This window comes from Dokdonella sp. (assembly GCF_035703485.1).
Lineage (GTDB): Bacteria > Pseudomonadota > Gammaproteobacteria > Xanthomonadales > Rhodanobacteraceae > Dokdonella.
The window spans coordinates 1-16,109 of record NZ_DASSYD010000175.1 but is presented as its reverse complement, the minus strand read 5'-3'; the positions used below and the strand labels follow the sequence as shown (position 1 = coordinate 16,109).

The window sequence follows — 16,109 nt, the reverse complement described above, 5'->3', positions numbered from 1 at the left end:
CAGCAATCATGTTGCGTCGCCAACTGTTCGAGCAACTTGGTCGCTTCGATCAGCGCTATGCACCGGCCTACTACGAAGACACTGACCTCGCCTTCGCCGTGCGTGCCGCCGGGCTCAAGGTGTTCTACGAACCACGTTCGAAGGTCGTCCACTTTGAAGGCATCACCGCGGGCACCGATACCGCCAGCGGCATGAAGCGTTTCCAGGTCATCAATCGCGAGAAGTTTCTCGACAAGTGGCGTGACGCCTTGATCAGGCAGCCCGCGCCGGGCACGCCAATCCACATCGCGGCGACTCATCGGGCGCACCATCGCATTCTGATCGTCGATGCGGTCACGCCGATGCCCGATCAGGATTCGGGCTCACTGCGCATGGTCAATCTGATGCGCATCCTGCGCGGCATCGGCTGCCATGTCGCCTTCATGCCGAGCAATCTGGCCCGGGTCGAACGCTACACCAGCGATTTGCAGGAACTCGGCATCGAGGTCTTGCATCATCCATTCAACAATACGGCGACGCTGTTCCGTGAACGCGGCGCCGAGTTCGATGCGATCGTGCTCTCGCGCCATTACGTCGCCGCCGAATGCATCGGTCTGGCCCGCGTCTATGCGTCCAGGGCAAGGCTGATCTTCGACACCGTCGATCTGCACTACCTGCGCGAACTGCGCGCCGCCGAACTCGAAGGTCGCGAGGATCTCGCCCGCATTTCGGCGAAAACCCGGACCCAGGAAATCGGCATCATGCGCGAATGCGATGTGACCCTCGTGGTCAGTCCGGTCGAGCAGGAGATCCTCAGCCGCGATGCACCGGGCGTTGCTGTCGACGTGCTCTCGAACGTGCATGAGATCTATGGCTGTCGCAAACCGTTCGCCGAGCGTCGCGACTTGCTGTTCGTCGGCGGATTCCAGCACCCGCCGAACAGCGATGCGGTGATCTGGTTTGTCAGTGAAATCCTGCCGCGCGTGCTGCGCGCGATTCCCGATCTGCGTCTGCATGTGATCGGCAGCAAGGTCACCGAGGCAATCCATGCTCTGGCCAGCGAGCAGATCATCGTGCACGGCTTCGTCGATGACATCGCCCCGGCCATGGACGAGGCGCGCATCTCGATCGCACCGCTGCGCTACGGTGCCGGGGTCAAGGGCAAGGTCAACATGGCGATGAGCTACGGCTTGCCCGTCGTCGCCACCCCGATGGCCGTCGAAGGCATGCATGTGACCTCCGGCGAAGAAGTGCTGATTGCCGATACGGCTGAAGCCTATGCCGACGCGATCATCGCGCTCTACAACGACGAAGCGATGTGGCAGCGACTCTCAGCCAATGGGCTTGAAAACGTGCGTGAGCATTTCTCCTTCGAGGCAGCAGAAAAAGCGATCCATCGGATTTTTGGATTTTGATGGGTGAGTAGCAGTGAGCGGTGAGCGGTGAGCGGAAAGAGCAACAAGCAGATTGCCGCAAACCCGCAGGAGCGCGCCCCGACAGAATGCCCCACTGCTCTTCCCGCTAACCGCTCACTGTTCACCGCTCACGGCTCACGGCTCACCGCTCCTCAGGCAACCGCCACTCGCCGTCAATCTGCAGGCACTCCCAATAGACCTCATCGGTCGTCAGTCCCATTGGCCCGAAGCTGCGCTCACGGAAAAACACGCTGCCGTCTTCGTGCTGCAGAACCAGCGAACTGGCCCGGGTTCCGTACTGCTCGCCGCGGATGAAGATCGGTGCGAGCAGACGTTCGAGGTTCTCGCCGACACCGGTGTCCGGCAGATCGGTATCATCGGGCTGGCTGGTATCGGCGAGTAGTGACAGCAAGCTACTGTCGTCGCGATCACCGCTGCGAATCGCCTTGGTGAATCGCGTGCGCAGACGTTCGACCTTTGGCCAGGCACTGTCGAACGGCCCGTTGCCAACAACATGAATGCCGGGCTCAAGTCGTTGCAGGCTGGCACTGCCTCCATCGATCAGCCAGACACTCTGGCGATCACCGAAAACCAGATTGAACGGGCCGTATTCATCAATCTGATCGAGCACGCACTGACCGAATTGCGCGGCCGATTCGTTGCCGACGACAAACTCGCGGACCAGCGCTCCACGCGATTTCGGCGCGCTCGCCGGAATGCCGCTGCGCAGATTCGTGACCGAGGCAAAACGCCCGTCGTTGCGCTGCGCGAGCCAACTGCCGCCGGCCTGCAAATCGAGCCCGCCGAGACAATCCGCCGCGCCGCGCCAAGGCTCGGCTGTGGCCGTCGGTCGCGCATGGAATTCATCACGATTGCCGAGCAGCAATAGCGGCCAGTCTGGCATCGCATCAATGGCGATCAGCAGAATGCACACAAGAGCGATTTCCTGATCGTGGGGTAACTACACAGTCAAAACAACATGGCTATCAACTTGGCACCTGGCAACCCTGCCGAGTCAAGTCCGGGCTAAGGCAACCCACGCAGCAATTCTTCTACGGTGGCGATGCGCGGATTGGCCGGACTCAGCTTGCGCGCAGTTTGCAAGGCGCTTTCGGCATCGGTCGCCTGTTTCTCGCCAATGCTTCTTTCAGCCAGATCCAGATAGGCGTTGGCCAGGCGTTCGGACATCGGCTGCAACGACGGATCGGCGGGTGCTGTCTGGCGCACGACTTCGAGCATGCCGAGGGCGCGGCTCAAGCTCCCTTGTGACAATGCCTTGTCGAATTGCGCGCGGGCGAGCGCGGGAATCTTGTTGAGGCCATCCAGTGCGGCCTTGTTATCGCCATCAATGGCCAGCGCGGCACGGTACTTGTCATAGGCACTGTTGCCGGGCGGACTGATAAATCGACCCGCCTCAGCAGCCTGGTCAGCCTCGGCGATCAGCTTGCGCATGCGTTCAAGATCAGCGGGCGTTGCGACAGGACGTTCGGCCGCGATCGCGAGGCGTTCGCGCAATTCGCGCAATTCGATCCGGGCCGCGCGCAGATCAGGCAAATCTGCAGCCAGCGTCTCGGCTTGCTTGAGCAGTCGGTCGGCTGCCCCCGGATTGCTGCCTTCAATGGCTGCACGCGCCTGCACGACGAAAGCCTGGGCGACGCGGCGCAAGCCGGCTTTGGCCCGCGCATTATTCGGATCGCGCTGCAATGCGGATTCGAACAGAGCTTGTGCGGAATCAGCATTGCCGCTGATCCGCCCCGCGCGCAACTGCGTCTCACCGCGAGCCAGATCCTTTTCCAGCGCGGCGGCCGCCGCGTCGCGCTGCTGACCCAGCGAAGCGCGCAACTCGGGCAACTCGGGGTAGGACGGCAAGATTCGCGCGATATCAGTGATGCGCGATGATGCGGTAGTCAGGTCTTTTGCCTCGAACGCGGCTCGCGCCTGGGCAGCGAGCTTGTCGACGCTGCGCTGGATGCCGGCTCGGGCCAGGGCACTGCCGGTATCGCTGAGCAGGACGCGCTGATAGATCGCCACGGCGCCATCGTCTCCAAGCAAGCGATCGGCATCGAATGCGGTCTGGGCCTTGCTCAGCAGGGCTTCCGTTTCCGTGCTGCTTGCATCGAGTGCAGCAATCGATTTCTCGAGTTCTTCAACCTCGCTACCGCCACCAAGCAACTCGCGTGCTGCGGCCACGGCCTGACGGGCGAGTCCCGGATCGTTGCGCTTCAAGGCATCGCGTGCGCGCGCCAGCAGCTTTTCGCCAACGGCGCGCAATCCACGTCGGGCTACATCATTGTCGAGATCCAGCGAGCGAGCGCGCTGGAACAACTCGCGTGCGCTGTCATCCTGGTTGCCATCAAGATGGCCGGCATCAAGAGCCTTCTGCGCCTGCGCGAGAATGGTGTTCATCTCGGTATTGGGAAGAAACGCACGCAGCCAGTCCTGATGTTTCCAGAGCATGTAGCCGCCACCGCCGAGAGCCAGCAGCACCAGGACCAGGGTTATCCAGAGCCCACTGATACGACGCTTCGCCTTGACCTGACGATTCGACACACGGCTGGCACGCATGATGTGGTCATCGGTCGCGGCAAGGATTTCCTCAAGCCGGCCCATGCTTGGATCAGAACGATTGCGCGAATGAGGTTCGGCGGATACCGGACGCGGTGAAATGCTCGTTGCCGGCAACGGGGAAGCCTGAGTTTCCTGCCCCTGGCCGAGCCGTACGGTCTGTTCCGGATCAACCTCAAGCCCCGGCAATTCACCATTGGCGATGGCCCTTTCGTAGCGCGAGATCGCCATGGCCGCGTCGTTGCCGGTCTGGAATCGATCATACGGCTCCTTGGCCAGCAGACCATCGACCAAGGGCTGCAGCACGGCCAGCGATTCCGGCAACTTCGGCACCGGCTGGGTGATATGCATGATACCGACGGCGAGCGAATCCTCGGCGTGATACGGCACTCGCCCGACCAGCATTTCGTAGAGCACCACGCCGAGACTGTAGAGGTCGGCGCGACCGTCAAGCTGCTTGCCGCGAGCCTGCTCCGGACTCATGTAATGCGGTGTACCAACCACCGCACCAGTGCGCGTCATGCGCGTGGCCGAATCGTTGGCCCGGGCAATGCCGAAATCGGTCAGCGCCGCCGAGCCGTCATCGCGCAACAAGATGTTGTCGGGCTTGATGTCGCGATGGATGAATCCTTTTTGCTGCGCGTAGTTGATCGCACCAGCGATCTCGCGGGTTACGCGCAAGGCAAACGTGACTGAACGTGACGGACCCTGCTTGCTCAGCACCGGCCCGCCGGCGAGATATTCCATCGCCATGTAGTGGTAGTCGCCAACTTTTCCGACATCGTGGATACCGACCACATGCCGATGGTGCAGGCGCGCGGCAATCTTGGCCTCGCGCAGGAAGCGTTCACCGAAATTCGGATCGGCCAACAGCGCGGGTGACATGACCTTGAGCGCGACTTCGCGGTCCACGGATTCCTGGACAGCGAGATACACGGTAGCCATGCCGCCACGGCCAAGCTGCCGCAACAGTCGGTATCCGGGAATTTCGATCACAGGCGAGTACGTTCCATGCCCAAAGCCGCGCTGCAGCGAGGCCGCTAGCATATCAGCACAAACCCTGCCTGCGCCGCTCGCAGCCTGCGCCAGCAGCCCGCCCGACTCAGAGCTTGCGCTGCGCTTCAATCACGTTGGGCACCGCATGCAGCTGACCGAGCAGGGCCGAAAGCTGACCGAAATCGGTGACCCGCAGGGCCAGGTTCATGGTCATCTCGTTGCGTGCCGGATCGGCTCGCGCCTCGATGGCGAGGATGTGTACGTTGGCGGCGGCGATCACGTTGCTGACATCCTTGTGCAGACCCTTGCGATCATAGCCACGCAGAAGCACGTTGACCTCGTAGGCCCGTTGCTTGCCGCCACCCCATTCGACATCAATGATGCGGTCGGCATCGCGCACGCGCAGACGCTGTAGTTGGCGGCAATCCGTACGATGCACACTGACTCCGCGCCCGCGGGTGATGAATCCTGCCACGGCATCGCCAGGGACCGGCTGGCAACAACGCGCCAATACGGTGAGCAGGTTGCCAACGCCTTCGATGACCAGTGCGTCCTTCGCCGGAGCCTGCAACCTGGCCACGGGGGCGATGCGCGTGTTGCCCGACTCATCGGTCTTGTCCCTGTCATGCAGGGTGCGCGCGATCTGCGTTGGCGTGATATCACCGAGTGCTATCGCTTCAAACAGATCATCGACGCTGCGCAACTGGAAGCGCTTTGGCAGGCTTTCGAGGTCGACATTGTGCAAGGCCAGTCGCTTGAGTTCGCGATCGAGTACACCGCGCCCGGCAGCGACGTTGATCTCGCGATCAGCCTGACGGAACCAGTTGCGCACCTTGTTGCGACTGCGCGCGGTCTGCAGGAACCCGCGTTGGCTCGACAGCCAGTCACGCCGTGGCTCGGAGACTTTTCCGGTGAGGATTTCGATGCGGTCGCCGCTGTCCGGCTGGAAGGTCAGCGGTACGATGCGTCCGTTGACCTTGGCACCGCGGCAGCGATGGCCGACATCGGTATGCACGACATAGGCGAAATCGAGCACGGTCGCGCCCTTTGGCAAATCCAGCACCTGGCCTTTCGGGGTCAGCAGATAGACCCGATCCTCGATGACGTCGGTGCGAAATCCGGCAAGCAGGCTCGCATCGTTATCCTGCTCCTCGCGGCCTTCCAGCAACTGGCGCATCCAGGCGATCTTGCGCTCGAAACTCGCATCACCACCACTACCTTCCTTGTAGCGCCAATGCGCGGCAAAACCGAGTTCGGCGTAATCGTGCATGTCGTGCGAGCGGATCTGCACTTCGAGGGTGCGACCCTCCGGGCCGATCACCGCAGTATGCAGGGATTGGTAATTGTTGCCCTTGGGGCTGGCGATGTAGTCGTCGAATTCGCCCGGAACGAACGGCCACAGTGAATGCACGACGCCGAGCGCGGCATAGCACGACGACACATCGTCAACGAGCACGCGCAACGCGCGAATGTCATACAGATCGGAAAAATCGAGACCCTTCTTCTGCATCTTTCGCCAGATCGAACTGATGTGCTTGGGCCGTCCGGCGACATCCGCCGCGATGTCAGCATCGGCCAGCGCATTCCTGAGCATGTGGGTGGCGTGCGCAATCCAGGCTTCCCGGTTGCCACGGCGCTCGTCGAGCAACCGCGCAATACGCCGATAGGTCTCCGGCTGCAGGTAGCGGAAGGCAAGGTCTTCGAGCTCCCACTTGAGCTGCCAGATGCCAAGTCGATTGGCCAGCGGCGCGTGGATGTCGGCAGTCAACTGAGCCAGTGCCTGGCGCTCGTCTTCAGTCAGGCCTTCTGCCCGGCGCATCATCACCAGCTGTCTGGCGAGGAGGATAAAGACCACGCGCAAATCGCGGATGATCGCCAGCAGCAGGCGCCGCAAGCCCTCCGCTGCGGTGCCATTGCGCGCGGCATACAAGGACCAGACTTTCTCGGCGGCGCGCTGACCCTCGACCAGATCGGCGACTTCATCGCCGAATGCCTGAAGTTCGGCGTCAGTGAAACTGCAGCCGGCCAGTTGGGCCTCGTGCAAGAGCAGAGCGCTGCAAGCGACCGGCCCGGTATGCAATACGTCGAGTTCGGCAAGCACGGCATTGCGGATAGCCGTCGAGGCATTCCATTGCTCGCGAGCACGCGGCGAAGTCGCAAGCTTGTCTTCGATGCGTTGCAGCGCATCGGTGCTCGAATGGGACACGGCGTTTTCCGGAATCGTGGGTTGCACGACGACTTTATCGAATCAGAGCGAATTCAACCGACACGCAGGCGCACGGCCCGCACAAACTTGATTCCGGAATGAACCGGGATGATTCAGATGAAGCAGATGGAGTGCCGAAGCGGCCGGCAAATCCGGCCGCGATCCAGACGAATCAGTAGTTGTACCAGACGCTGTCGTCGGTGTACCAATCCTGGGATTCCTCGGCGACTCCGACCATGCCACCACCGGTACGCAGGGCAGCGAAGCCCTGAATCGGCGTTCCGGCCGATGCCACGCCAACCACCGGACGATAGACCAGCACGTAGTACGGCAGCGAGCTCGCCGGCGCGCTGAACTGGTGACGGACGAATGCTCCGGATTCCTTGATCGTGCCGGAAAGAAGCGCGTCGTCGCAAAGCTGCGGCGGCGGCGTTGTGTGTTCGATCCAAAGCGTACCCAGTCCGCACCAGGTGGCATCAGCCAGGGGCGACAAGGCGCTGGTATTGAAGCCATCAACCAGCGTCCACACGACTCCGGCCGGGTTGCTGAAGTCAAATTGCGTATCGATCTTCACCACACTGACCGACAAACCACTGAAACCGCTGAACAACTCGGCATTGACGGTAACGTTCTGGTGCGGGCCGCTCGGCGCGGTTGGTGTCGTGTTGCCACCGAATCCGCTATCGAACAAGCCCATGCTGACGTTCGGAAGTTCCAGGCTGCTGCCAGGAAACGAACTCAGGCAGCGGAACTGCTTGTTGACCTGACTGGTTGCCTGACCGATGACCAGGGCCGGGGCACCGGCATTGCCGACGCCGCCACCCTGATAGGTGAAGCTGTGTACGTAGACATCAGGAAACTGCCAGACATCACTGCCGAGCGTTACCGATTGCTGATAGCGCGGATGCAGCGAAACTTGGGTCGGTGCACGCGGTGTTTCAGCGCAAAAGACATGCGAATTCAGATACGCCGTTGCCGTTGCAACTCCGCTGGGCGGCCTCTGGTAGCTGAAAGCGCCCGGCACGGTACTGTCGAGAGCGACCGTTGCCTGATCTCCGGAAGCCGTATCGCCGCCAACGAGGGTGGCAACATTATCGATCGCCAGAACAGAACCGGCGCCTGCAAGCAGGGCCAGGGAGAGCGCAGCCTTGAGGCTGCCAGCTAGACACTTGATCATTAGTTCACTTAATCCGCGAAGAAAACACAAAAGAATAAAACCACAGCAACCGATACGATGGAAACGTGCTTCGACCGGAAAATCGGTGCAGGCGCAAAGCCAATGCCCGATGCTAGACTGCATGGATCACGATTCTAACGCCTGATTTGGCAAAGCGCACCTGTTAACCTCCCGTTAGACAACGAGTTTTCGATCAACTGGTCACAGTTTGACCAATGCCAAGAGCCCAACCCATGCACCCCAGAGCCCTGCTTTTTGCGCTGTCCCTCGCCCTTCTGTTCGCCGCCAACGCGTTCGCCCAGCCCCAGGCTCCGACCCTGGAAGAACGCATGTCGCAAGATGAATTCACGTCCGCCGGGCTCGACAAGCTCAGTCCTGAGCAGCTCAAGTTCCTAAACCAGTGGATCCAATCCAAGGGGGTCAGTGAAATTGGCGCACCGATCAAGCATCGAGACGGCACCACGGATTTCTACGCCAGAGGCAGTGATCGCGAGCGTATCGATTCGCGCATTGCGGGTGACTTCAATGGTTGGCAAGGAAAGACCCGGGTCACCCTTGAGAATGGTCAGGTTTGGGAACAGGCTGAAGGCGGAAGATCCGGATTTCGCATAAGCTCACCCAAGGTCATCATCAAGCCGATGAGTCTGGGCAGCTGGTTGATGTACGTGGATGGTTGCGGCTGCGACATCCGCGTCAAGCGCGTCAAGTAGCGCTGCCAAAAGTGGCTGCACTCAACCGAGTGCAGCCACCGCCCTGGCCAGACGCTTCGGCGATACCGGCTCGGCGGTGCGCAATTCCTGGGCGAATACCGATACCCGCAACTCCTCGATCAGCCAGCGCAGTTCATCGAGCGCGGCCGGATCGGCATCGCCGCTGCTGCGGCGCTTGAGATACTCGCGCCAGTAGGTATGCACGTTGAGCATGCGCGCCTGGTCACGCGCGGGATCCTGACGCAGGCGTTCACCACGCAGGCGCATGCCGCGCAGATAGCGCGGAATGTGTTCGAGCTGGCGCGGGTCGGTCTCGCGCAGAAACCCCGGCGCGAGCAGTTCATCGCGCTGCTCCAGCAAGTCTTCATAGTTCGCGCTGGCGAATCCGAGCAGGGGCGGCTCCAGCCACGGCACCAGTTCGGCGTGGGCCTCGATGATCGCCTCGGCCAGGGTGAGGCGCTCGACGGCGGCCGGGAACAACGCCTTGCCCAGCTCCGCTTTCAAGGCCTCGAAATCGACCCGGGTCCGTGCATCCAGTGTGTGCTGCTGCAGGCACTCGCTCAGGGCTGCTTCGACCAGATCGGCACGCAATGTTTCCGCGCTGCCAAGCGAAGCCCACTTCAACTCGGTGAGCTTGCCCAGCGGCAACTGCTTGCGTGCATGCTTGATCTTGTCGGCCAGCGCTCGTCGCAGCAAGCGCTCGACTCCACGGCGATGTTCCTCGCGCGCATCATCGGCATTCTCGAAAACGCGCAAGGCGACACTGTCGCCGAGATCGACCAGGGCCGGAAAAGCGACCAGCCCCTCCGCCGAGCGGATCACCTCGGGGATGTCTTCGATATCGAAATCGGCAACTTCCTCGCGGGTCAGTTCGGCATCGGCGCGCTGTGAAAATGCTTCACGCGCGGCATCGGACCAGTCGCGCTGGATCGCGGCCAGATCACGCCCTTCAGCGACAACTTTGCCTTTTTCATCGGTGACCCGGAAACGCATCTGCAAATGGGCGGGCAAATCGATGCTGGAAAAATCGGCGGAATCAATTGCGACGCCGGTGACCTTTTTCAGATAGGCCGACAGCACCTCGGCCAGGGCACGCTCGCGAATCGGTTTGTCATCGCCAAGTGACTCGACAAAGGCACGCGCAAAATCCGGTGCCGGGACGAAGTTGCGGCGCAGCGATTTCGGCAAGCCGCGGATCAATTCGCTGACTTTCTCGATCAGCAGCCCCGGCACCAGCCACTCGCAAGCACTCGCCGACAGCGCATTGACCAGGGCCAGCGGGACATGTGCGGTGACCCCATCGGCCGGGTCGCCCGGCACGAAACGGTAATCGAGACGAATGTGCTGATTGCCGACGGCCAGCCGGGTCGGGAAATCCTCGGCCGCAAGGCCTGGTGTCGCCGACATGACATCGGCCAGCGACCAGCGCAGTGCCGCCTGCTCGGCCGGACTGGCCTTGCGATACCACGCATCGAGCGTGGCGCTGGTATGGATATCCGCGGGCAGCTTGCCATGCAGCAAGGCGACGCGCTCTTCCGCCGACTTGAGCAGGCCGGAACGGCGCTGCTTGGCCTCGATTTCCTCGGCCTGGGCCAGGGTGCGCTGGTTGGCGCGGATGAAATCGGCGCGCGCGTCGATTTCGCCTGTTGCCAAGGCTTCACGCACGAAAATCTCGTGGGCCTGCGCCGGATCCTGCTTGCCGAACTGCACCGCGCGCCGCTCGACCAGGATCAATCCAAACAGACTGACCTGCTCATAGGCGACCACGGCACCGCGCTTGCGCGACCAGTGCGCATCATTCCAGCTACGCCGGATCAGATGCGCAGCCTGCTGCTCGATCCACAACGGCTCGACCCGCGCACACTGCATCGCGTAGACCTTGCCAATATCGATGATCTGCCCGGCCAGCACCCATTGCGGCGGCGATTTGGCCAGGGCCGATCCGGGGAAAATGGCAAACTTGCGCTCGCGCGTACCGCGGAACTGGTTGCGCTCATCCTTGCGCGCGACCTGGGTGGGCCAGCCGCTTAGGAGACAACGGTGAATGGCTTCACCGTTGTCGGGATTCGGCGGAACAGAAGCGGCAGTGGGGAGTAGGGAGTGGGAAATGGGGACAGCAACCTTCGCTTCAACCGACCCTGAAGGCCTGCCGTCGCGACCACGCTTCCTCTTGCCTTTCCCGCTAACCGCTACCCGCTTACCGCTAACCTGCTCTCCTACTCCCGACTCCCGACTCCCTACTCCCGCCTTTGCTCCACCCACTCCCCACTCCCTACTCCCCACTCCCGCTCTTGTTTCACCCACTCCCCGCCCCACCACCAACTGCCGATGCAACTCGCGCCACTCGCGCATGCGCATGAACGAGAGGAAATGGGCGCGACACCAGTCGCGGAGTTTCGATTGGGTGAAATCGGCGTGGGCCTGGGCATAGGCAGCCCACAAATTGAGCACGCCGATGAAATCGGATTTCGGATCGGTGAACTGCGCATGCGCGGCATCAGCTTGCGGACGCGCGTCGGCGGGGCGTTCGCGAGGATCCTGGATGCTCAGGAAGGAGACCAGGATCATCAGCTCGAGGCTGACGTTGAGGCGCTGCGCTTCGATCAGCATGCGCGCGAGTGCGACATCAACCGGCAAACTGGCGATCGTCGTGCCGATCTTCGTAATCCGATGCTGCTCGTCGATCGCGCCGATCTCGATCAGGCGCCGATAGCCATCACCGATGGCACGTTCGGGTGGCGCTTCGACAAACGGAAAATCGGCGACATCACCGAGCTTGAGGCTGAGCATGCGCAGGATCACCCCGGCCAGCGAGGTGCGCAGGATTTCCGGATCGGTGTAGCGCGGTCGCTCGGCGTAATCATCCTCGGCATACAGGCGATAGCAGATGCCGGCGGCGACACGTCCGCAGCGGCCCTTGCGCTGGTCGGCGGCGGCCTGCGAGATCGGCTCGATATGCAGGCGCTCAAGCTGGCCACGCTGGCTGTAGCGCTTGACCCGCGCATTTCCGGTATCGACGACGAAGCGGATGCGCGGCACGGTCAGCGAAGTTTCGGCGACATTGGTCGCCAGCACGATGCGCCGTTTCGGCCCCGGCTTGAATACGCGATCCTGCTCGTTCGCCGAGAGCCGCGCATACAGGGCGAGCACTTCGGTTTCGCGGTACTTGCGTCGATCAAGGGCCAGATGCGCATCGCGAATCTCGCGCTCGCCGGGCAGGAAAATCAATACATCGCCGCGGGGATCTTCGGCGCTGATTTCGTCGATCGCGGAAACAATCTGCTCGACCGAACTGGTTTCGCCGCGCTCGGGTGGTGGTCGCCAGCGCACTTCGACCGGATAGGTGCGGCCTTCGACTTCGACCACCGGCGCGTTGCCGAAATGCTCGGCGAAGCGCGCCGTATCGATGGTTGCCGAAGTGACGATCAGTTTGAGATCGCGGCGCTTTTTCAGCAGGCGCTTGAGGTATCCGAGCAGGAAATCGATATTGAGACTGCGCTCGTGAGCCTCGTCGAGAATGATCGTGTCATAGCTGCTGAGCCAGGCATCGCCCTGGGTTTCGGCGAGCAGGATGCCGTCGGTCATGAACTTGATCAGCGAGGCCTCGCCGACCTGATCATTGAAGCGGACCTGAAAACCAACCAGATCGCCGACCGTCGTGCCGAGCTCATCGGCGACGCGGCGCGCGACGGTGCGCGCGGCGATCCGGCGTGGCTGGGTGCAACCGATCATGCCGGCCGTGCCGCGTCCGGCAGCAAGACACAGCTTCGGCAATTGCGTGGTTTTTCCGGAGCCGGTTTCGCCAGCAAGGATGATGACCTGATGCTCACGGATCAGCTTGACGATCTCCTCGCTGCGCTCGGCGATCGGCAGCGATTCGTCGATACGAATCGGCGGCATGCGTGCCGCGCGCATCGCAACCCTGGCCGTCGATGCCTCAATCTCGGCCGCCAGCTTCGCGACCTGTTCGGCCTTGACCGACGCGCCATCTTTTTCCAGTCGGCGCAGCCGCCCGATCAGGCGACCACGATCACGCGTCGATACACCAGCCAGCGCAGGTTTGAGTTTTGACAAGTCGGACATGAACGAGGATTCGTGATCGGCATCGATGCGACGGATCGATCCGCCGCATCGAAAATCTGGAATCCGCCATGATAACCGCTGGCTCTCGATTTGATCCTGGCCTTCGGGCACCATCGCGTACGCTCGACGCTCACGCCTCGTGGAGAGCAGCATCTATTGTAGAGGCGCCTTCAGGCGCGGAGCTTTCGTCGAAATGCTCGCCCCTGAAGGGGCTCCTAAAATTTTGCTGCGAGTATGTATTCGCCTGCGCTCAAACCCACTCCCGACTCCCTACTCCCCACTCCCGTTCTCAATCAAACCCGTCAGCAAAAATCACGTCATTGTCGGCTTCGAGGGTGATGCCGTCGAAGCCGACGTTGTAGTCGCGGAAACCCTGCGCATCGGCGGCACCGACATCGCGCGCGACGAGTGATATTTCGACGGCGGCGTTGTCGAGGTAGTCATCCGTGGAAATGCCGAACCGTCCCGGCGTGGGCGACAGCATCCAATTGGTCGTCGCCGGAATCACCACATCGCCTTCATCGATGACGATACCCGTGCAGCCATAGGCCGGGAACGAGGGCACGAACACTTTCCAGTGCACGCGCATGCTGTCGCCAGGAGAGGTCATGGTGGCGCCGGGCGAGCGACCCCAGCCAGTAACCTGATAGAGGCCGGGACCGGGCAGCACCTGGCATTGCTTTGCAACAGTCACGCTGACGGCACCAGCGGATAGCGCGCCGAGGACTTTCAATGAACCCGATCCACTTGGACCACTGCCATTGTTGGAGTCACGACTGACCAGACCCGGATACGGCAAGGTCCACTGGCTCAGATCGGAATTGAACGAATCGTTGACCATGATGTTGCCGATCGACTGGCGTTCGTAGGCGCCGAGATCGACGATGCCGCCAAAGGGCACCAGCGGCAGGTTGACAGAACGCGGCAGGCGATCCAGATCCAGTGTGCCGTCCAGTTCGCTATTGAAGGCCAGGACGTCGACGGCTTCCGAGCCAGCGCGCAGGTGGTAATCCTTCAGCGTCGGATTGATGAAACCCGGGTCGAACGGGTAGAAAAGGTTGGACACGCCTGGAATGCTCGCCGTCTCGTTGGCCAGCACATGGTCGCCATCGAAGCTGCCGCTCGATGTCGCCGTATCGCGCACGGTCTTGCCGGGCTGCCAGATGATGCTGCGGTTTAGGGCGACATGGCCGCGATGGGCGATCACGCCCGGGCCACCGATGCTGTTATCGGTGATGGTCAGGTGATTGAGTTCAACTTCGGGATCGTCCTCGGGGAATTGCAATACCGCCGCGGTGAAGGTGTTGTTGTCGATCAGAGTGTTGTCAACTTTCACATAGCCGGCACTGGCAAGATCAAGGAGGCTGCGCGCGCTGTTTTCGGTGAAGCGAGCGTTTCCAATATTGACGAACGCCCGTTCAGTACCGTGAATCAGTGCGCCATTGGCTGGATTGCCCCCCGCGTCGGTACTGCGATTGTTCTTGACCACGCTGCAAGCAACGCCTGGATTGCAAGCGACGCTTGCGGCTGGGCGATCAGCACCGGAGAGCGACGGATTCATTTGGAAATCACCACTAGTTGCAAACCCGAAGACATCGGAGTCACTGGCAAGATAAGCGACCGATCCTATCGGTGCCGAGTTGTTCTCAACCACCGCATCCCACAACACCACCCTCCCATACGATGAGTCAAAGCCTACGAATGCGTCCGCATAGAACGCGCCACCCGCATCCGTGGCCCGATTACCATTGACCTTCTGCGGCTTGGTCGCGTCCGTAGTGAACAGATGCACCGTGCCGCGTGGGCCGCCATCACCGGTATCGGCAAGCGCGGCAACACCACCACCGGCTCGCGCCGTATTGTCCTTGATCACGCCAAGGCCGTAACCGGTCGAACCGATATAGGCCGTAGCCGGTGAAAGCACGGCCATGCCGCCGCCGTAGCTGTGATACGTGCCGGGCGGCGAATTCGCCAGTCCGGTGGCACGGTTGAGCCAGATCGCGGTGTTGGGCTCGAGCGCATAGAGCGTGATTTCGCCACGCAGATGCACACCGCCGCCATCCTGCGTCGCGAGGTTGTCGGTAATGGTGGTATTGCCAAGAAACAGAACAGTGGCATCAGAGCCGGTGCCGCGGGCGGACAAACCGCCGCCGTAACCTGCTTCGTTCTGGGTCAGGGTCACGTTTCTCAGGGTCAGGGTGCCGCTACCGGTGTAATCGATGCCGCCGCCGTAATGGATGCTGGAATCGTCACCATCCCGGATGAACAAATCCTCGATGAGAATTTCTGCAGCCCCGGTTTCAATGGTAAATACCGAATCCGCCGATCCTCCATTGCCGCTCACAATGGTGGGCCCTCCGGATGGCTCGGTGGAGGTGCAGGTCGCGTAGCCGCCGCTGATCGTCAAGGGTTGACCTTGCTGGATCTTCACCGCCTCCGCGGTGTATATGGCGGAGCGCGAGATGATGATGTGATCCAGGCCGGGATTCGCATTGGCCATGTTCACTGCGGTCTGGATCGATCCAGTGGTACAGCCCGAGCCACCTGTGGTTGGGCCAACCTTGTAAATGGCTGCCCAGACAGGCGACACCGCGCCCAGACTGATCAGCAACGCTCCCCAGATCACGGTTTTCGATTTCATGACGCCTACTCCCACCATGGGCAATTGCCCGAACAGGGGAGAGAAACGTCGTTGCGGGGGGAAAAGCGACATTAAATGTTGCTTCGGTGCCGCGCGGTGATCGCCAGTGAATCTCAGGCAAGGCCGGTTCTACCCCCAGCCGTTCGTCCCCGGATCGAGTCCGGGGCAGGCTCTGACTTAACGCCGACTCTTACCTTTCGATAGGGGTCGGGAAGGCTCATCACCTCCCCGCCCTCCGAACCGTGCGTGCGGTTCTCCCGCACACGGCTCTCCAGTTGGTGGTTGCTTCATCGAGATCGGCACGCCAAGGCATGGGCTTGGGTTAACGTGAAAAGCC

Annotated in this window: 8 protein-coding genes; 2 read left to right on the top strand and 6 right to left on the bottom strand. The window is 61.6% G+C overall.

Annotation, left to right across the window (positions count from 1 at the left end; translation table 11 throughout):
- On the top strand, nt 1–1,394 hold a 1,394-nt coding region (locus tag VFN25_RS13545; RefSeq protein ID WP_325142794.1), incomplete at its 5' end, for a glycosyltransferase.
- Between the two features lie 142 nt (nt 1,395–1,536).
- Here the strand turns inward: VFN25_RS13545 and VFN25_RS13540 are convergent.
- From VFN25_RS13540 to VFN25_RS13525, 4 genes are all read right to left on the bottom strand, one after another.
- Nucleotides 1,537–2,328: an NRDE family protein gene (locus tag VFN25_RS13540; protein ID WP_325142792.1), complete on the bottom strand. Its 792-nt coding sequence runs from the start codon at nt 2,326–2,328 to the stop codon at nt 1,537–1,539.
- A gap of 92 nt (nt 2,329–2,420) precedes the next feature.
- Entirely contained in the window at nt 2,421–4,955 is a 2,535-nt protein-coding gene (locus VFN25_RS13535; protein ID WP_325142790.1) for a serine/threonine-protein kinase, read from the bottom strand.
- 106 nt (nt 4,956–5,061) lie between these two features.
- A complete protein-coding gene (locus VFN25_RS13530) occupies nt 5,062–7,161 on the bottom strand; it encodes a bifunctional (p)ppGpp synthetase/guanosine-3',5'-bis(diphosphate) 3'-pyrophosphohydrolase (protein ID WP_325142788.1) in 2,100 nt (699 codons plus the stop codon).
- Between the two features lie 172 nt (nt 7,162–7,333).
- A complete protein-coding gene (locus VFN25_RS13525) occupies nt 7,334–8,338 on the bottom strand; it encodes a hypothetical protein (protein WP_325142786.1) in 1,005 nt (334 codons plus the stop codon).
- A gap of 233 nt (nt 8,339–8,571) precedes the next feature.
- Here VFN25_RS13525 and VFN25_RS13520 point away from each other — a divergent pair, with 233 nt between their 5' ends.
- Entirely contained in the window at nt 8,572–9,048 is a 477-nt protein-coding gene (locus VFN25_RS13520; RefSeq protein ID WP_325142784.1) for a hypothetical protein, read from the top strand.
- Between the two features lie 21 nt (nt 9,049–9,069).
- Here VFN25_RS13520 and hrpA read toward each other — a convergent pair whose 3' ends face one another.
- Together hrpA and VFN25_RS13510 are read right to left on the bottom strand one after the other, a co-directional pair.
- Nucleotides 9,070–13,131 carry an ATP-dependent RNA helicase HrpA gene (hrpA, locus tag VFN25_RS13515; protein WP_325142781.1) on the bottom strand — a complete coding sequence of 1,354 codons (4,062 nt, stop codon included), beginning with the start codon at nt 13,129–13,131 and terminating at the stop codon, nt 9,070–9,072.
- A gap of 289 nt (nt 13,132–13,420) precedes the next feature.
- Entirely contained in the window at nt 13,421–15,772 is a 2,352-nt protein-coding gene (locus VFN25_RS13510; RefSeq protein ID WP_325142779.1) for a hypothetical protein, read from the bottom strand.
- Between the last annotated feature and the right edge of the window lie 337 nt (nt 15,773–16,109).